A 19,154-nucleotide genomic window follows, 5' to 3' on the forward strand; every position below is an offset into this window, starting at 1 on the left:
GAACTAGACAGAAGACGGCCAGGACAAAGTAAAATCACGACTCCTCGCAAGGAAGCGGACACCTGTGAGATATTATCAGGAGTCTTTGAAGGTAAAACTCTGGGAACACCGATCGCTATCTTAGTCAGAAATAAAAATACCCGTCCTGAAGATTATGATGAGATGGCGCAAAAATATCGTCCTTCTCACGCAGATGCTACCTATGATGCTAAGTATGGGTTTAGAAATTGGCAAGGTGGCGGTAGGTCGTCAGCCCGTGAGACAATCCCAATCGGTCAAGGTTCATTCTCCGACGGTATGCCTTTAGGTATCTCTGGAACCTTCAACTTCATGATCGTGTTCCAAGCTGAACACAACATCTTGATGCACCCCTTCCATATGTTGGGAGTAGCTGGTGTATTCGGTGGTTCCTTGTTCTCTGCAATGCACGGTTCTTTGGTTACATCTTCCTTGGTTCGTGAAACAACCGAAACCGAATCACAAAACTACGGTTACAAGTTCGGTCAAGAAGAAGAAACCTACAACATCGTTGCAGCACACGGTTACTTCGGTCGCTTGATTTTCCAATACGCTTCCTTCAACAACAGCCGTTCACTTCACTTCTTCTTGGCTGCATGGCCAGTAGTTGGGATTTGGTTCACCGCTTTGGGCGTAAGCACAATGGCGTTCAACTTGAACGGTTTCAACTTCAACCAATCCATCATTGATTCTCAAGGTCGTGTAATTGGTACATGGGCTGACGTAATCAACCGCGCTAACCTCGGTATGGAAGTAATGCACGAGCGTAACGCTCACAACTTCCCCCTAGACTTGGCTGCTGGTGATGTTGCTCCTGTTGCAATGAGCGCTCCTGCTATCAACGGTTAATAATTAACGAGAGTCTTGGTTAAACAAGTCTCATTCATAAAAAAGCGTCTTCTGTTCGCAGAGGGCGCTTTTTTAGCTTTTTTTATTATCTGCTTATCTGCCTTTCCCAGGTATAGCAACGGACAAGGCGGTTAGGACATCAACCAATGCTAAAACTTACACAATAAAAGGCTTCTAGCACTGTCACCTGTTAAGAGTCACCTGTCACCTGCTATTCATTCCTATGAACTGAAAAACCATAAATTTTCCGAATTTTTTATAGATTCAGATGCTTTAAAAAAAGTGTTAAAATGCACTACCTACCTGTATGATGGATGTTTCACTTATAACAGTCAAGTCCATTCAGTATAAAAAGGCTAAACATAGCCTGCAATACGGTTAATTATGGAGGAAGACAAGATGTCACACAATCCAGGGATATACATTCTACTCGTTAGTGTTCATGGTTTAATTCGTGGTAACAATCTAGAATTAGGAAGAGATGCAGATACTGGTGGACAAACAAAATATGTAGTGGAACTGGCCTGCACATTAGCCAAAAACCCAAAAGTAGAAAGAGTTGATTTAGTTACGCGGTTGGTGAATGACCCAAAAGTTAGTCCTGATTATGCTCAACCAATAGAAATTCTCTCAGACAAAGCCCAAATTATTCGTCTTGCCTGTGGTCCCCGTCGCTACCTCCGCAAAGAAGTTCTCTGGCAGCATTTAGATACCTTTGCAGATGAATTGCTCAGACACATTCGTAAAGTTGGCAGAATACCGAATGTGATTCATACACACTACGCTGACGCTGGCTATGTTGGCTGTCGGGTTGCAGGCTGGTTAGGAACGCCTCTTGTACATACAGGTCACTCCCTCGGACGTGTTAAGCAGCAACGATTACTAGAACAGGGAACCAAACAAGAAGTCATTGAAGATCACTTTCATATCAGTACGCGAATTGAAGCAGAGGAAACCACACTTGGTAGTGCAGCCCTAGTTATAGCCAGTACTCATCAAGAAGTTGAGCAGCAGTACGGCGTTTATGACCACTATCAACCGGAAAGAATGGTGGTAATCCCTCCTGGTGTAACTCTAGAGCGTTTCTACCCAGCAGCAGATGATTGGCAGAACCCACCGATTCAAAAGGAATTGGAGCGATTTCTCAAAGATCCGCAAAAGCCAATCATCATGGCAATTTCCCGTCCGGCTATTCGTAAAAATGTGCGTAGTCTCATCAAAGCTTATGGCGAAGATCCGGAACTGCGTAACTTAGCCAACCTGGTGATTGTACTGGGAAAACGCGAGGATATCATGACGATGGAATCAGGGCCACGCCAGGTATTTATCGAAATATTGCAATTAATAGATCGCTATGATCTTTATGGTCATATCGCTTATCCCAAACACCACAATGCTGACGATGTACCTGACTTATATCGGCTGACGGCTAAGACAAGAGGAGTTTTTATCAATCCTGCATTGACAGAACCATTTGGACTAACTCTGATTGAGGCCAGTGCTTGTGGTGTACCGATTATTGCCACTGCTGACGGTGGTCCAAGGGATATCCTATCAGCTTGCGAGAATGGACTGCTGATTGATCCTCTGAATATTCAAGAAATACAAGATGCATTGCGAACCACTCTGACAGATACTGAACAATGGCAACGCTGGTCTAACAATGGCTTGGTTAATGTCTGCAAACATTTTTCCTGGGATAGTCATGTAGAGCAATATCTGGAGCAAGTGGATTTATTTCCCCAAAGACGAGTTCAATCTCTGCTTAGTCCGCTGAGTGAATCTCTAGCAGTTGACCATCCAGACTGGAATATACCTGATACAAACCACCTACCAACTGCTGATCGTTTCCTCGTATGCGAAATAGATAACACATTATTAGGTGATAAGGAAGCCTTACAACAGTTGATTGAGCAAATTGGCAATAAGGGGGATACAACTGGAGTTGGTATTGCGACTGGACGCAGCCTCGAAAGTACCTTGAGTATGTTGGAAGAATGGCGATTTCCAATGCCAGATTTGCTAATTACATCAGCAGGAAGTGAAATCTATTATGGTCCCCAAGTGGTACTAGATACAAGTTGGCAAAAACACATTGGCTATCATTGGAAATCTAAGATAATTCGTGCCGCAATGAAGGATATTCCTGGGGTTGAATTACAGCCACCAGAAGCTCAAGGCAAGTTTAAAATCAGCTATTTTGTGGATGAAGAAAAATCACCAAGCTTCCGGGAAATTACCCGCCATCTGCGTCGCCATCAGCTTCCTGTCAAGGGTATTTATAGCCATAATATGTATCTTGATTTAGTGCCTATTCGCGCTTCTAAAGGAGATGCAATTCGTTATGCGGCTTTGAAATGGGGTTTACCTGTTCAGCGGTTCTTGGTAGCAGGGGCATCAGGTAATGATGAATCTATGCTGGCGGGGAATACATTAGCTGTTGTGGTTGGGAATTACAGCCAAGAACTTGAAAAGCTGCGGGGCTGTCCACAAATCTATTTTGCTCAAGGGCATTATGCCTGGGGCATTTTAGAAGCATTGAATTATTATGACTTTTTTGGTAATTTGTCGCCTACAAAGTCGTAAATGGGTTGAGCGTTAGCTTACCGTAGATATTGCTCTGCTGGAAAAGGGTCTATTTCCAGCGAGGTTTTACAATACTTTTGTATGTGGATATAATTATAGATAAATACATAAAAATAATACTTTTTTATACACAAATTATGGCTGAGTCAGTAAAAACATCAAATGAATTAACAAAATTGCCTACAGAAAAGGAAAGAGAAGAAAAACTTATGCAAGACGTTCTCCTCTTGTTAGAAAATTTATTTGCTAGAGAGGAAACGACAATTAAGTTGATCTTGAACTGTCTCTATGATGTAGGAGCAACTAACCTGATCAATCAAAAGATTCAGTTTCGCACTCTCAATAGAACTCTAAAAGTAATTTCCAAAATGTCTAAACCTGCATTCAGGATGATTGCTTGGCAATGGTTTAAGACGAATTGCCCTAACTTGATTGTTGATTGGCTACAAAGCAAAATTGAGTTTAAAATAGTAGAAAATGTAACTAATGTAAATAATGTAACTGTAGAAGTAGTCAGAGAAAATCAAGATGCCAATCTAAATTCTCTTTCCCCAACTCAATATCAAATTTACGAAGTGAAACATCTTCGTTCCCAGGTAAAATTGCTCACAGGTATTTTAGTTGGCGCAGTTACGGTGTTAGCTGGTAGCTTTGTTTGGACAGGTTATTTGCTAGAGCGATCGCATATAAAAGCAGTAGAAGAACTGCAAACTCAGGTCAAAACCTTAGAAGCTAACCTTAACAAGCGCTAAATTTTTATTTTTCCTTTTTTTGAATCCAGTTAACCGATTTTAGATTTGAGATTTTAGATTTTAGATTTACCCCACCCCTACCTTGAGGATTTGAGATTTGTTCCCGAATAAATTCATTGACGCTGAAACCTGAATTCGGTCACATCCTACCCTATAATTTATCGCATTGTACAGTTACCGTCGATGCTTCTCCCAGTCAAATGTTTGATTGTCTGAACGACCATTGCGCCAAGTTATATTTCCTTGCTGTGTGTTGAGCAAGGTTTGTTCAACCACATTGTTGAGGTTGTCCCATGATATATCTTCACGTTGCAGCAATACTTTTAGCCCTTCCAAAGCAGTCTGTGCAGCCTGATCTTCTAGGAAATTCAGAGGATCGTTAATACGGAGCGGATCTCGTTGTACAGCTGCAATTCCCTGACGCACAGATGTGGAAATTTTCTGGTACAACTCTGTTTTTCCGTGATGCCATTGTCGCTGCCACCCTCGTTTACTAGTAGCATATAGGCAGGGCAAGCGATTTAACGCATATGCTACCACTTCTGATGCTTTAATGTACTTGGCAGTTTTCATGGGTAAGCATTGAATTTGTTTTTCAACTTCCTCTACCACTAGCATTTCCATCACATTTCTGGAATTTTTGATGAATGAATGCTGTTGATGAGCATTAATAGACGCATTGAGTGATGAATTAGAGTTGGACATAAGGCTTTTTAGCAAAATTGACTTTAATTAGTATTTGAGTTAAAGTTTTGATGAGGACTTTATGAAGAACCAAAAAATGTTTACTAAATAATTTAGTAAATTCTTAGTATAGCAATTTATTTGAATTGTTGTAGATGTGGATTTTACCTATCCTTAATCAAAATACCAATTTGATATATAAAAAAATATATACAAATCATAGATAAAACCTGATACTTGCTTGCTAAAAGTATGTATTTATATTCTGAGTAAATGGAATAATATCATCTCTGGCTGATTATGATTACTCTATCTGTGCAGAAATCTGAAGAGTAAGCCAACCTTAAAAAACATCCAATAGACCTACCCCCGAACCTGAGCGTAGCGCGGCGTAAGCCATAAAAGTTATCATGAGAACCGACTTGTTTATGACGGTTCAAATATTGCATTCTTGCTAATTCTTTCTCATACTTTTTATAACTTTTTGCTCCATTAAATATTTCTCCTGTTGACAACACTGCTAGATGATTTATTCCTAAGTCAACTCCAACAAACTCTTGTTTTTTAGGAATTTCACGGTTAGTGAGCGAAGTCGGGTTGGTGAGCGACTTGTCCTGAGCGACTTGTCCTGAGCGAAGTCGAAGGAAGTCGAAGGAAGTCGAACCACTACTAGTTTCTACTGCTATTTTCCAGGAGATAAACCACTTATCAGCTTGTTTACTAATTGTGATTGATTTGGGTTTATATCCAAAAGGTAGAAGTTCATAAGTCTTTAGCCATCCAATTACAGGAACTTTTACTTTTTTATGGTCAATGTGAATTGCACCATCTAAAGTAAAAGAATCATGTCTACCTTTTTTTTGAAGTTAGGAAACCCTTTAACTTTCTTGAAAAAAGATTTAAAGGCATCTGATAAATGTCTTAATGCGTATTGAGGAGCGCATTTAGATACATCATAATACCAAGGATGGGTAGATTTAACTGCTGCTACTAACCATTTATGTAAGTCTATGGCTGTGGGAAATTTAATTTTATCTTCAGGTTTTGTCCGATTATGTATGAGAACCTGTTGACACAATGCTAAACCTTGATTCCAAGCGTGTCTGGCTACTCCTGCGTGTTGTGCCAGTAGTAGACGTTGTTGCTTGTTTACCTTGAGTTCGGTCTTGAATCCTAGTAGCATGAAGGTATTTTACAACAAAATCCCAATAGTTGATGACTTTGGCTGGGATAATAGTGAGTAATTGGTAGTAATTGTTAGCTTTTGGGCTACTGTTAATTAACCCCTTCCCTATCTGGAGTGCGGTTCCCTAATTATTAAGTCTTTAACCGAACACGATATTACTTAGTGCTAGGAGGAGTTTTACAACTTCTGCCCTGCGTAAATTGATCGCACTTCACCGTTACGACGGATAATTGCCTCACCGTTACTCACCTCTACTAGCGTCCAACCACTAGAACCAATATTCTCTCCCAAGTTAATCCGGCGAGTCACACTATCGATTTTAAACAAAGCGGCGGATTTGTTACCCAACTCTAGCAATCCCTCTAACTCTGCGGAATAGGCAGGTAAAGATGCCTGTTGCTGGATAGTAGTTGGGGCTTTTTCTATAACTACTGTTGGTGTAGTTGCTGTAGCAGTAGGCAGTTTTGGTGGTAATATTCTCAGTGGCTGAGGATTAACCGCTGGCTTCACATCTGTCACTGGGGTTTTCACAGATGGAGTTGACACTTTTTCCGGTATCGGCTTGGCTACTGGTTGTACAGTATTAGGTGCAGAACCCTGCGGGAGAATTGGCGGAACCGGTGGTAAGGGACGCATAGGTTGGGGCGCTTGATAAACGGGGATATAAATCCGTTCAATCACGTTTGTTGTCCGACTCGGAACTGGGGGGACATTGTTAGCCGCCAAAGGTGGTGGTAGAGTCCCCAGCGGTTGGGTACTTGGCAAAGCCAAAGCATTTGTCTGATTCAGATTTACATCGGGAAATCCAGGTTTAGCAGGTGTCTGATTATTGGTTACTCCTTGCTGGTCTATCACCGCCAGGGCTTCTAGCATATAATTAACCAACTCGGCTTGCGGGTCTGGCTTTATTGCTACTGGTGATGCTAATTGCTCTGTTGGCAGACTCTGCGAAGTCAATTGGTTAGTTAGTAATCCTGACTCTGTTAGATAGACTACTGTACCGACAATTGCCAAGCCCAAGGACGCTGCCAAAATTAGCAGCTTGTCTAAACCACGACTTTTTTGCTCAGTCTTGGGACTAATTGCGGTAACGGAGGGAGCATTGAACACCAATGTACTCGGTTGCTGGTTTTTGCTTGGCGATATTGCCTTGACTGCTTGGTGTACTCTTGGTGGTAAAACAACTTCTGGCATCTTCACCGTCACTGTTTGCACAGATGGGTATTCTGTCCGCACAGTTTTGGCAGGCCGCTTCCTTCGACCATCGAGAATGTCATCGATATCGGTGAAGATATCATCCATCAAGCCTTCAACGTAAGTCTCTATCGACCAAGGCTCATTGGTGATTAAGTCCTCTGATGCTTCCGAAATAGTGAGATGGTTGCTGGCTTCTGGTATCATAGACTTCTTCGGTTGTAGCTGCTAGGACGGGGAAACGACACTTTGATTGCCGGGATATCGAGTTTTTTAATCAAACAGCCAATCACTTAATCCCAGAGGACATAAGTTGATTGAGCGGTGGTATTAAATTCTACAATGATTTGGAAATGATTGATAATATCACTTCACAAATTTATGTCATCGATCATACTGATCCCCTAACCTATACTATACTCACCCTTGATGATATTTGGTGGAAACTAATACCGAAAAATCTGGCTGAGTTTTGGTTTTACGTATTTCTAAATAAATGAGTAAGGCGTTGATATCAGCTGGATTAACTCCGCCAATTCGCGCTGCTTGACCGATAGTTAGGGGTTTTACCTTGTTGAGCTTTTCTCTGGCTTCTTTAGAAAGAGTATCAATTGTTGTGTAGTCTAAATCAGCTGGTAACTGGCGGTTTGCTTGACGTGCCGTTTGCTCGATTTGGTTTTGCTGTCTGACTAGATATCCAGAATATTTAATGTCAATTTCTGCACCTTCTTTTTCCGCTTGGTTGAGGGTGGTGTTACCTAGTCCGTACCTTTCTAAATCAACGTAATGTATTCCTGGACGACGCAATAAGTCAGCCAGGGTAATTGAGCCTTTAATTACTTGTTGGGTATCCTGTGCGATCGCTTTCCCTACTTCCTCCAGTTCTTTAATTCTGGTAGAATGCAAGCGTTCTTTCTCCGCCGTAATCTGTTCTTGTTTGCTAGTAAACAAATCCCAACGACGATCATCAATTAAACCAATTTCTCGTCCCAAAGGTGTCAAACGTTGGTCAGCATTATCAGAACGCAGTAACAAGCGGTACTCAGACCTACTCGTGAGCATACGGTAAGGTTCTCGTAAATCCTTTGTACACAAATCATCAACTAAAGTGCCAATGTAACTTTGCTCACGGGGGAAAATAATCATTTCCTCACCCCGGACAAATCGGGCTGCATTAATTCCCGCTACCAAACCTTGAGCCGCAGCTTCTTCATAACCGGTTGTCCCATTAATTTGTCCCGCGCAAAATAGCCCTTCTACCTTCTTCGTCATCAATGTGGGATAACACTGAGTTGCAGGTATATAATCATATTCCACTGCATAGGCAGGACGCAGCATCACGCAGTTTTCCAAACCGGGAAGACTCCGCAACATTAACAATTGCAGATTTTCTGGTAAACCCGTGGAAAACCCTTGGATGTATAATTCGGGAATATCCCGACCTTCTGGTTCAATAAAAATTTGGTGGCTTTCTTTATCTGCAAAGCGGACAATCTTATCTTCAATACTCGGACAATAACGGGGTCCTTTAGCTTCCACCCAACCACCATAAACCGGTGATAGGTGCAAATTTTCCCGAATCAAACGATGAGTTTCCGCAGTAGTCCGGGTCATATAACAAGCCATTTGTTCCCGTTCTACCCACGCTTGGGGGTCAAAGCTAAACCAGCGGACTTCTTTATCTCCCGGCTGAATTTCCATTTTACTGTAATCTGCCGAGCGTCTATCTACCCGCGCCGGTGTTCCTGTTTTTAATCTTCCCGTTTCAAATCCTAAGCGATTGAGAGTTTCTGTCAATCCTTCAGCCGCAAATTCTCCCGCACGTCCAGCAGCCATTGACTTGTTACCCACCCAAATTTTACCACCCAAAAATGTGCCGGTGGTGATAATCAAGGCTTTGCATTGAAATGCCATGCCAAAGTAAGTTTGTACACCGATAATTTCATCGTTAGCACCCAGCACCAAGTCGGTGGCCATTCCTTCCCGAATTGTCAAATTGTCTTGATTCTCGACAATGGTCTTCATGACTGTTGCATATTCGCGCTTATCGGTTTGCGCTCGTAATGCCCACACCGCAGGTCCTCGTGAAGAGTTGAGGATGCGTTTTTGTAGATAGGTGCGGTCTGCGACTTTGCCAATTTCTCCACCCAAAGCATCAACTTCATGGGTTAATTGAGATTTGGCTGGGCCACCTACTGCTGGGTTACAAGGTTGCCAAGCGATTCTATCTAGATTAAGGGTTAACAGCAGAGTCCGACAACCGAGGCGGGCAGTAGCTAAAGCTGCTTCGCAACCGGAGTGACCTGCACCGACGACTATCACATCAAATGCGTCTTGGAATTGTGGGGAATTGTGCATGGTCATAAGCAATTAAGGATTAATAATTAATAATTAAAAAGGCTAGTTACAATCTATGTTAATAGATTTTCTATCCCTGTTGTTGTTCCTATTGTGGAAACTTGGATAACCCTGCTGTATTGCAACCGCCATTGTAAAGCATTAGAAATAGTCAGATAGACAATTTCTGGAGGTTTCTCTAAAATTCTTTCTGCTAGTGTTTCCCGACCAATTTCATCTAGGGGGAAATTCCGTTCCTCTAAAAAAGCTATCACATCATCCTTATTACCATTCCGGCGTATAATTTCTGTTATACCGTAGCTTGTTTGATAATCTCCAGTACGTTTCTTATCTACAAAAACAACATTTTGGAATTTTAAATTAGCAGTATGAGAACTATGATTATCAATTTTTTCGTATGCAAATATTAATAGATTATAACCTAATCCATAAACCTTTTGACTAGCATTTCTAAAAGGACATGAAGACTGTGGCTGTCGAATTGATGTTACTTTTAAATCAACTTCTAAGCCAGGAAAATCAATTCCTAATGCTGCACTACCAAGGGTGTAATCATATCTTGTAGATAAATATTGATTAAAAGCAGATTCAACGTAAGTTCCTACGGCTTTACCATCTGTAACCCCATACAGATTATGAATTGGTATTGCACTCAGTTCTAAACAAAAACTCTGTGCAGCCTTTTTAAGAGATTCTAGCGTTAGTAATTCCATATTTTTCAAAAGTCAACTAAATAGCCAAACTTAATTGCTGCCAAGTAGATTTAGGAAATTCAATATTTTTTTCCCCAATCCTTTTACATACCCATTCTACACAAGCAGGGACAATGGCATTACCAAATAAAGCATATTGATTGTAAATTTTAGCTTCTCTACACCAATCATCAGGGAAACCCATTAATCGAGCATATTCAACATTAGTTAATCTGCGAAATTTTTCACCTATTTTATAGCGTTCATAGTGTCTTGATGTAGAAGCAGTTAATGTTGATGCAATACCATTAATTCCAAAGATTGTATAACCTAGTCTTGAGCCTCCCTCTTGGTTATATAATATTTCTACTCCCTGACAATAACGATTCACTGACTTACTTTGCTTAATACGTTCTAAGGTATCATTTGTGAAATCAAATTGAGTATCTACTATTGCTTCATCTTGCAAAATATGTTTTAGCTTTTTTCTGGGTTTTATATCTGATAATGGAGACAGATTTTGTGTGAACATCTTATTTTTATAGGCAATTCCCCAATGATAATTTTTACCTTTATTTGCAGTTATAGGCGATAGTTCTTTTTCTATTAATATTTCTATATTTTCTAAATCTATTAAGTCGTCTTTGGTTAAAAAGACAGATGTATTTTCCAAAAGATGATAATTTATATCCGTAGAATTTAACTTAGTACCAAAAATCAAAATTCTATCTCTATTTTGAGGAATACCAAAACTAATAGGACTAATAATTCTCCATTCAATCAAATAATCTAATTCAGATAGTGCATTTAAGATTACTCGGAAATGATAGCCATTCTCCATTGTTAAGAGTCTTTTAACATTTTCTAAAAAGAAATATTTTGGTTTTTTTGCATCTATAATTTCTACAATGCGTTCAAATAACGTCCCCCTAACTCTATCTCTTACTCCGAGCTTTTTTCCAGCTGAACTAAATGGTTGACAAGGAAACCCAGCCGTTAAAATATTATGATTAGGTATATCTGATATAGAAATTTCGTTAATATCTCCTAAAACAATTGCATCTTTACCAAAATTACTTTTATAAACTTTACAACACAGTTCATTGATATCATTTGCCCATACAGTTTCGATATTGGCATTTTCTAAACCCAGACGGAAACCACCAATACCAGCAAATAACTCTATAGCGGTTAATCGATTTGTTAGCATTTATACAGTTTGTAATATTTTGTTATAAGTATGTTAACTAACATATTATATATGATTTTTACATTTATTATGAGTATTATTCAGGGAATATCTGGGTAAATTCCACCCTAATGATGAGAATTAATATGGTTATTCAGTATTCTTATTAAACATTAAGACAGAAGAGAAAATACTGATTTTTACACTTTTTAAGTATTCCTGAAAATCTGTAATATAATTAAAACCAAGTTGTCAAGTCAATCATTTTTTCAATGAAACGTCATTCCAAACTAAAACGCCGTTTAAGAAAATTAACTTTTATTACCATCATTACCTTCATATTTTTTACTCTAGTTGCCAGTAGTGATATTAACTACTATGAATCATTAGAAAATACGGCAATAATAAATAATGTCAATACAATACCATCTACACCATTTATTCCCAATCAGCAATTAGATGAACAACAGCGCTTTATAGCTACAATTACTCACCAAATAGCAACAAATTTTCCCCAACCTAATACATTTGAATATATCATCCTGCGTGCTTACGGTACAGTATTTATAAATCAACAACCAGAAATTAAACTACCACCAAAAGTGATCTTAGACAACGAACAACAAACCCAAGAATATCAGGGTAATCTGCGAGTAGATTTAGTAGAGGGAACTACAGAATGTTATTTACAAAAAGCTGCCGCTGAAGCTTTTAATAAAGCTAGACATTTGCAAAAGATTCCTCTTAAATCTGGATATTCTGGTGATTGTACACGCAGTTTTGCTACCAATTTAAGATTTTGGCAAAAATACACTAATAGTCAAACTTTATCACAAGTACAACAAGGTAAAGAAACAAAAATTCTCGGTACAGTTGCACCCCCAGGAACTTCACAACATCTCTGGGGATTAGCGATTGATTTACGAGTATCTAGCGCAGCACAGAGACAAGCATTAAATCAAAATGGTTGGTTTCAGACTGTCGAAAATGATCTTCCTCATTGGACTTATCTTGGTTGGAATGAAGAGGATTTACCTAAGTTTGGGTTGAGGAATAAAACTGTTAACGGTATTACCTATTGGGTTACACCACTTTAGGTAATTATCGAATTAATGAATACGTATTTTTGCTAATTAGTATTATCTAACTTCTACATAATAAAATTCTGAATTTTTACTAACTTCATCAGCAGTTTCTAGGTAAGCTTGAATCGCATATTTCATCTTATCTAAAGCCTCTTGTTCCGTTTCTCCAACTGTCCAACATCCAGGTAAAGCAGGACACCAGATAGCATAGACTTTATCTATTTTATTTAACTTGACTTGATATCGCATATCTCAATCACCGCTATTATCTCTAATTCTATATTAATAATTAAGACCAAAAAGGATTGGTTGATACTGCACAATCTCACACCCTTGCTAACTATAGGTAGAAAATGCAAATCTCAGGAAATTTAGATAATGATGATACAAAAATATATAATTTAATTACAATTTAATATGATGATTTTCCCTTTTATAGTAGTGTCCAAGTCCAATTATTTCCATCGACTGATAATTGAGCATCCATGTATACACCATCAATAGTATGATTGAGTATAGTGCAATAGTAAAACCTTAATTTATCAAAGTAGCAATCGTTTAAGTAAACCGATAGTAAAAATAATTTATTTGAACACTCCCGATAAAATGATTACAATAAAATAGTTACACACCTAACATTTGGAGTTTTGACAGTGGGCTTATTTGATGATTTAAGTCGGTTTTTAGAAGAACGTTTAGAAGAATTCTTGCGTAATAATCCACATCTGGAATTAGAAATGCTGTTAGAACAGCTACGAGAGCAAGAAGAAGATACTTTAAAGTTGATTGCTGAGTTACAATTACAGGAGAAGCGATCGCAAGATGATATTCTCTCCACAGCCCAAGAAATCCAACGTTGGCACATTCGTATACAAAAGGCTAAAGCCGCAGGTAGACAGGATTTAGCCTCAGCAGCGCAAGATAGAGAAGACGCACTTCTGCGCGAAGGAAATCAGCGTTGGGGACAAATGCAGGGTTTAAAAGAACGCATTATCCAATCTCAGGAACTTCTACGCAAAATTCAGCAGCGTCGTCAAGAAGTACAAGCTAAAGCCACCGAAGCACAGACAGCGCGTGCAAAAACTCAAACTCAGCAGCGCTTAGAAACCAATCCTTGGCAAACTCCACCTAATAGTTTCGACGATTTAGAAAATACATTTCTGCGTTGGGAAACTCAAGACGAGTTGGAACAAATGAAACGTAATTTAGGGAAATAATTCCAAAAATATGAACGATGAAATTCCCATGAGACAATTTCATCTTTGATAATTTATATATAGCTATTCTATTTTGTGTGTGGAAATTATTTTTGTTTAACCAACCGTAGAGACGCAGAAGGCGCAGAGTAAATAAAGTCTGGTTTTTATGCATGATTTAGGATTGCTATATTACAGCGGATTCCTTTGTTATAAGCTACATCATAGCCCCCTCATCGCTTGCTCTTAGGGGGTTGGGGGTGGGGTTCTTGTAACTCATGACACTGAGAAGTGCTGTATTACGAATTATGAATTACGAATTATTTGATGTTATTGTCATTGGTGCTGGTATTGGGGGTTTAGTAACAGCCACCCAGTTAGCCTCCAAAGGAGCAAAAGTCTTAGTCCTAGAAAGTTATCTGATACCTGGTGGTAGCGCTGGCTATTTTCAACGTCAAGAATACACATTTGATGTGGGCGCATCAATGATTTTTGGTTTGGGAGATAAAGGTACAACTAACCTACTTACCCGCGCCTTAGCAGCTGTGAATGTCAGCATAGAATCAATAGCAGATCCTGTGCAGATTCATTATCATCTACCTAACGGGTTAGATATTAAAGTTGATAAAAATTATGAAAAATTTTTGCAAAATCTGACTGCTTATTTTCCTCATGAAGAAAAAGGAATTCGTGGTTTCTATAAGGAATGTCAAAAAGTCTTTAATTACCTAAATAGCTTTGAATTGCTTTCATTAGAAGAACCAGGTTATCTACTGCGGGTATTTTTCCAACAGCCTTTAGCTTGTCTGGGCTGGGAAGTGCTGTATTTATAATTGCTTTTACATAATTTGGTTAAATCAGGTACAGATTTACGTTTGTATTATTTTCATAACTCTCAATTATTGAAAGATTATTTAATTTCTTTATTGAAGTTTTATTTAATGATAAATTTTAGTTAGGTTTTCACATCCGCTTTTGAGTTTTCCTTTCCGCAGCTATTGAGTATTATTGCTTTAGTATTTATTCCCCAGACGTTTCAGATCATAACTGAGGAATGGAAAATAGTATCTTGTTAGACGTTTTAGCAAGCCTACAATTGTTATTTGTAGGTTATATTCCAGCCGCTGTTCTGGGTCTGTTTATCGGTTTTATCATTGGTATTAATGGTATAGTTTATCAGCTATTTACGCGGATATGTCAAATACCCAACAGCATTCCTGCTATAGCATTTTTACCCCTCGCTCTCATCGTATTTAAAGAGAAAGAAGCTTCCGCTGTGTTTGTTGTTTTTTTCGGTGTCTTCTGGTCAATTATCATTGAAACAGCCACAGGTTTCCAACAATTTCGCAAACAAGATAATAACTTTCGTGTAGCTATCCATCATGTATTTAAAGCTTTGAGAATCGGCCTTTGGATAGCTTGGTTTACAGTCATTGCTACAGAAATGCTCGTCGGCTCAAAAGGGCTTGGCTTTCTGGCTTGGAATGCTTATAAAACTAGCAACGGTAAATACATTCTTGAGTCCATACTCTATATCGCTATTATTGGCGTTTTGTTGGATCAGTTGCTGGATTTCACCAGCTATATTCTTTCCCAAATGGTTACAGATAAAAGTAAAAAACAATTACCATAAATTTGATTTTCATAAATTATTTCATCTTGCGAATTGCACCTTGCCAATTAAGTTCGACGCAAATGGTTTCAAGCCCCCGACTTAAGTCCTGGAGAATAAAAAAGACATTCCTTGCTGGAATCCCCTGGCTTTAGACATCGGGTATCCCCGTGTCTTCTTCAAAATTCAAGCTGACTTTCTGTAATTTGCTCCCTAAATATACTGATGAAAACAAAAAAAGTGGCTCTGTACATCACAGAACCACCAAAGTTTTTGTAAAACTAGTCTAAATTAGCGAGCTTGACCATGAGCAGAAACCGCATCAATAGGTTTCATCAAGTAAAGCTTTAATAACTGCCAACCATGAGATAGGTAAATTGGCGCTTTTTGGAAGAATTGCAGGAATTTAGGACTGTTGGACTTGGAAATTGCAGTCAATTTTTCGTTATTTTTGACGCAAACATCCAAACGCCGATAAAACTCTGGATTTTCTACATCTAGCATCAGTGGGAAGACTCTACCTGCGGTTTCATTAGTCTTCTTAATCACATGGATGTCATATTCTCTCGCATCTAAGCCTAGAGAAGCATAAAAATCTTTGCGCTGGATGTCATTGAGATACATTGTCGCAAATACCGACAACAGGAAGAACCGACTCCATAGTTTGGCTTTCCAGTCATTGAGCATTTGTGGCTGCGCTCTCATGATGGCATCAAAGAAATCACCATGACGGTTTTCATCCTGACACCAATTTTCAAAGAAACGGAAGATTGGGTAAATCCGGTCTTCAGGATGTTGTTCTAAATGGCGATAAATGGTGATATAGCGCCAATAACCAATCTTCTCAGAAAGATAAGTAGCGTAAAAGATGAATTTGGGCTTAAAAAAGGTATAACTGCGGCTCTTAGTCAAAAACCCTAAATCTAGAGATAGATCAAAGTCTGACATTGCTTTGTTTAAGAACCCAGCATGACGTGCTTCATCCCGTGACATCAGGTTAAAGCATTCAGCTAATAGAGGGCTTGTATCCTTCAAGCGACGGCCGAGTTCTTTGTAAAGCAAAAAGCCGGAAAACTCGGCTGTACAGGAGCGTTCCAGAAATTCAACGAACAATTGGCGAGTTTCCCCATCAATATGATTCCAGGATTGCTCAAATTCGGCATCTCTGACAAAGTGATGGCGGTTGTAGTCAACGCGGAATTCTTCCAGAATGGCTCTTAACTCGTCTTCGTTGACGGAGATGTCCATCCGCGCCATTTCATCAAAATCTGTTGTGTAAAAGCGGGGTGTTAAGAGGGTTTCTTTGGAAGGGACTTTAACCCCGGGCCGCATTTCTTCAAAGCCTGGTTTTTTGAGGGAATCTACCATTTTTTGACTGCCATGAATGTTTTTCTTATGTTTGAGTACACCAGAAAGCCAAAGTTTAGGCTCTCACAAGGTGCAGCTAAGGACAATAATTACATTATGTATAAAATTCAGTCTACCAAGGTGTAGCCGGGAAAATGGCAAATAAAACATTAAGAGTTGCAACAAAACTTTAGTAGTTACGAAATTGCTGGTTGAAAATCGGTAGTCAACCACAATGTTCAGCCTTTGGCATCCTAGTATGTAAGTTATTTTAAAGGAAGAGTGCCTAAAGTGCAGCCAGCAACTAACAATCTTAAAAAACAAGAGCTAATCTAAGGGGCTGAAAACAAGATGAATGTGGAAAAAAATCAAAATAAAGACCGTCTTTTAATCTCTTATCTCTTGTGTGCAGGTGGATTATTAGGCTTGGGAGGGTTGCACCGGTTATACAATGGCAAGATAGGAACTGGTATATTGTGGTTGTGTACTGGTGGTTTGTTGTACATAGGGCAGATAGTGGATCTATTCCTCATCCCTGGTATGACTGAAGAGTATGAACAGAAGCTTAGACTCAAAGCAGGTTTATCCCCTTCGGGTGTACCACTAAATCAAGCCGTAGTTAATTCCCAAGTTTATCAACCCACTGGTAACCAACTGATGGTTAAACTGCTCGAAGCCGCAGAAAGCAAGGGGGGTAATTTAACTGTGACTCAAGGGGTGAAAGCAACTGGAGCTAGTTTTGCGGAAGTGGAAAAGGTTCTCAAAGAAATGCTGCAATCAGGTTATGTCAGAATAGATAACGACCCCGTTACTGGAGCCGTTACCTACCATTTCCACGAATTGTAAAGCTAAGAAGCTGTTGCGCTTTTAAAAGGTGGGTAAGCAAAACAAACCCCTTCAACAGACTACACAACCAAACTGAAATTGCTGCCACTGAGGGTAACATCAGGATTACCTAAACTGGCAAACTCAAACACTCCCACTCCACCGAGAACATTACCATCTCGGTTATAAAATATAGTACCAGTGCTTTGGCTAAAAACAATGTGGGCATTACTAGCATCTACAAACTCATCATCAGCAACTACCGCAAAATCTGTTAACGGTTGTCCCACAGAGTTAGTAATGGCATTGAAAGTAGTTTTACTCAGCACAATCTGGTCTAGTCCCGCTTCAAACTGGGTAATAAAGTCAACACCTAGCGCACTGCTAAATACCCCACCACTTTGAAACAGATATTTATCACTACCAACTCCACCAGTGAGATTATCATCACCTGCTCCTCCCCAGAGAGTATCATTTCCGGCTAACCCCAGAAGTTGGTCATTTCCGTCACCACCAATTAAGGTGTTATCCAGTGAATTACCTGTGAAACGGTCATTTCCTGTGCCACCAGTGGCGTTTTCAATCACGTTATTGGCAGAGAGAATCAGTTTCAGATTGCTATTAACCGTTTGTGATGTAATGACACCCAGATTGACCTTGACGGCAGCAGTAGTACCGCTAAAGTCGATAGTATCAATTCCTCCTATTGGTGTTTCAATAATAGTGTCGATTCCTAAAGGAGTATTGGCCAGGAAAGAGTATGTGTCATCACCATTCAGACCTGACAGAGTATTATTGGCACTATTACCAGTCAGGACGTTATTACCTACATTACCAGTACCATTGATAGCAGCAGTACCAATGAGTTTGAGATTTTCCACTCCACTGGGTAAGGTACGGGTGATAGAACTTTGCCAGGTATCAGTAATAATGACTTCTCCAGTCCCCCCATCTGGACTGATGGTGGCATTGACTGCACCAGACAAAGTTACCGTAAACGCTTCATCTGGTTCATTGAAGTTGTCATTGAGAATGGGAATACTGATAGTGCCAAAGGAGGTGTTAGCAGCAATAATCAGAGTTCCAGTCAGATTCGTGTAGTCAACACCAGGGGTGGCGTTAACAGGAGTAAGAGTATAGTTAACACTGACCGGCTGGTTACTAAGACTGCTAAGACTGACAGTGAGGAAAGCATTAGCATCTTTGCCTTCAACAACAGTGATATCATTGATGGACAGAATTGCTTGGGACGAAGGATCGTCATTGATAATGGTTCCAGTGACAGCGGTGGTTGTAGCAACTGTGTAACCTGTTCCTGTTGCTAAAGTTAAAGCAACAGTTTCATCACTTTCAATGATGGTATCTGCTGTGGGGTCAACAGTGAGATTTGCTGTACTTGCACCCGCAGCAAAAGTAATGCTACCTGTTGTTGAAGTGAAACTTGTTGCACCAGTTTGGGTGTAGTCGGTGTTAAAGGTGGCTGTACCCCCAACTATATAGTTCACAGTTAGGGCAGTGGTTGTTACACCGCTCCGGGTGAAGGTATAAACCAGGTTGGTTGTTCCATCTTCTAGTACGCTA

17 protein-coding genes and 1 pseudogene are annotated in these 19,154 nt (G+C 39.6%); 8 read left to right on the plus strand and 10 right to left on the minus strand.

Going from position 1 to position 19,154, the window contains the following annotated elements; all coding sequences use genetic code 11:
* From A9Y75_RS19010 to A9Y75_RS19020, 3 genes are all read left to right on the plus strand, one after another.
* The coding region (locus tag A9Y75_RS19010) for a chorismate synthase (RefSeq protein ID WP_177176241.1) at nt 1–867 on the plus strand (867 nt) is incomplete at its 5' end.
* A 399-nt stretch (nt 868–1,266) separates the two neighbouring features.
* On the plus strand, nt 1,267–3,453 hold the full coding sequence (locus A9Y75_RS19015; protein WP_071191109.1) for an HAD-IIB family hydrolase: 2,187 nt from the start codon (nt 1,267–1,269) through the stop codon (nt 3,451–3,453).
* A 137-nt stretch (nt 3,454–3,590) separates the two neighbouring features.
* Nucleotides 3,591–4,205 carry a hypothetical protein gene (locus A9Y75_RS19020; RefSeq protein ID WP_071191110.1) on the plus strand — a complete coding sequence of 205 codons (615 nt, stop codon included), beginning with the start codon at nt 3,591–3,593 and terminating at the stop codon, nt 4,203–4,205.
* A gap of 174 nt (nt 4,206–4,379) precedes the next feature.
* On the opposite strand, the gene A9Y75_RS19025 is transcribed toward A9Y75_RS19020, so the two are convergent.
* The 7 genes from A9Y75_RS19025 to dcm all read right to left on the minus strand — a co-directional run bounded on the left by A9Y75_RS19025 (nt 4,380) and on the right by dcm (nt 11,529).
* Nucleotides 4,380–4,910, minus strand: a complete 531-nt coding sequence (locus A9Y75_RS19025; protein WP_071191111.1) for a late competence development ComFB family protein — start codon at nt 4,908–4,910, stop codon at nt 4,380–4,382.
* 263 nt (nt 4,911–5,173) lie between these two features.
* Complete coding sequence (locus A9Y75_RS29795) at nt 5,174–5,407, minus strand: hypothetical protein (protein ID WP_236721465.1); 234 nt, start codon at nt 5,405–5,407, stop codon at nt 5,174–5,176.
* A gap of 311 nt (nt 5,408–5,718) precedes the next feature.
* A complete protein-coding gene (locus A9Y75_RS29140) occupies nt 5,719–6,072 on the minus strand; it encodes a helix-turn-helix domain-containing protein (RefSeq protein ID WP_071191112.1) in 354 nt (117 codons plus the stop codon).
* A gap of 180 nt (nt 6,073–6,252) precedes the next feature.
* Nucleotides 6,253–7,476: a hypothetical protein gene (locus A9Y75_RS19035; protein ID WP_071191113.1), complete on the minus strand. Its 1,224-nt coding sequence runs from the start codon at nt 7,474–7,476 to the stop codon at nt 6,253–6,255.
* Nucleotides 7,477–7,689: 213 nt separating this feature from the next.
* Complete coding sequence (gene mnmG, locus A9Y75_RS19040; RefSeq protein ID WP_071191114.1) at nt 7,690–9,633, minus strand: tRNA uridine-5-carboxymethylaminomethyl(34) synthesis enzyme MnmG; 1,944 nt, start codon at nt 9,631–9,633, stop codon at nt 7,690–7,692.
* 47 nt (nt 9,634–9,680) lie between these two features.
* On the minus strand, nt 9,681–10,340 hold the full coding sequence (locus A9Y75_RS19045; protein ID WP_071191115.1) for a restriction endonuclease: 660 nt from the start codon (nt 10,338–10,340) through the stop codon (nt 9,681–9,683).
* Nucleotides 10,341–10,356: 16 nt separating this feature from the next.
* Nucleotides 10,357–11,529 (minus strand): DNA (cytosine-5-)-methyltransferase, encoded by a 1,173-nt coding sequence (gene dcm, locus A9Y75_RS19050; protein ID WP_071191116.1) that lies wholly within the window; start codon nt 11,527–11,529, stop codon nt 10,357–10,359.
* A gap of 251 nt (nt 11,530–11,780) precedes the next feature.
* On the opposite strand from dcm, the gene A9Y75_RS19055 reads away from it, so the two are divergent.
* Complete coding sequence (locus tag A9Y75_RS19055) at nt 11,781–12,605, plus strand: D-alanyl-D-alanine carboxypeptidase family protein (protein ID WP_071191117.1); 825 nt, start codon at nt 11,781–11,783, stop codon at nt 12,603–12,605.
* Between the two features lie 42 nt (nt 12,606–12,647).
* Here the strand turns inward: A9Y75_RS19055 and A9Y75_RS19060 are convergent, their stop codons facing one another.
* Nucleotides 12,648–12,842 (minus strand): type II toxin-antitoxin system HicB family antitoxin, encoded by a 195-nt coding sequence (locus A9Y75_RS19060; RefSeq protein WP_016951989.1) that lies wholly within the window; start codon nt 12,840–12,842, stop codon nt 12,648–12,650.
* A gap of 404 nt (nt 12,843–13,246) precedes the next feature.
* On the opposite strand from A9Y75_RS19060, the gene A9Y75_RS19065 reads away from it, so the two are divergent.
* The 3 genes and pseudogenes from A9Y75_RS19065 to A9Y75_RS19075 all read left to right on the plus strand — a co-directional run bounded on the left by A9Y75_RS19065 (nt 13,247) and on the right by A9Y75_RS19075 (nt 15,422).
* The gene (locus A9Y75_RS19065; protein ID WP_071191118.1) at nt 13,247–13,810 is read left to right on the plus strand and encodes a TIGR04376 family protein; all 564 of its coding nucleotides are present in this window, start codon (nt 13,247–13,249) and stop codon (nt 13,808–13,810) included.
* 257 nt (nt 13,811–14,067) lie between these two features.
* Nucleotides 14,068–14,601: pseudogene (locus A9Y75_RS19070) on the plus strand (FAD-dependent oxidoreductase); the annotation flags it as partial.
* A 242-nt stretch (nt 14,602–14,843) separates the two neighbouring features.
* Nucleotides 14,844–15,422, plus strand: a complete 579-nt coding sequence (locus tag A9Y75_RS19075) for a nitrate transporter (protein ID WP_071191119.1) — start codon at nt 14,844–14,846, stop codon at nt 15,420–15,422.
* A gap of 270 nt (nt 15,423–15,692) precedes the next feature.
* On the opposite strand, the gene acsF is transcribed toward A9Y75_RS19075, so the two are convergent.
* The gene (acsF, locus tag A9Y75_RS19080) at nt 15,693–16,769 is read right to left on the minus strand and encodes a magnesium-protoporphyrin IX monomethyl ester (oxidative) cyclase (RefSeq protein WP_071191120.1); all 1,077 of its coding nucleotides are present in this window, start codon (nt 16,767–16,769) and stop codon (nt 15,693–15,695) included.
* A gap of 330 nt (nt 16,770–17,099) precedes the next feature.
* On the opposite strand from acsF, the gene A9Y75_RS19085 reads away from it, so the two are divergent.
* Nucleotides 17,100–17,594, plus strand: coding sequence for an NINE protein (locus tag A9Y75_RS19085; protein WP_071191121.1), 495 nt, complete (start codon nt 17,100–17,102; stop codon nt 17,592–17,594).
* A 59-nt stretch (nt 17,595–17,653) separates the two neighbouring features.
* Here A9Y75_RS19085 and A9Y75_RS19090 read toward each other — a convergent pair.
* The coding region (locus tag A9Y75_RS19090; RefSeq protein WP_143046460.1) for a calcium-binding protein at nt 17,654–19,154 on the minus strand (1,501 nt) is incomplete at its 5' end.

Origin of the sequence: Trichormus sp. NMC-1, assembly GCF_001858025.1 — a bacterium.
GTDB lineage: Bacteria > Cyanobacteriota > Cyanobacteriia > Cyanobacteriales > Nostocaceae > Anabaena.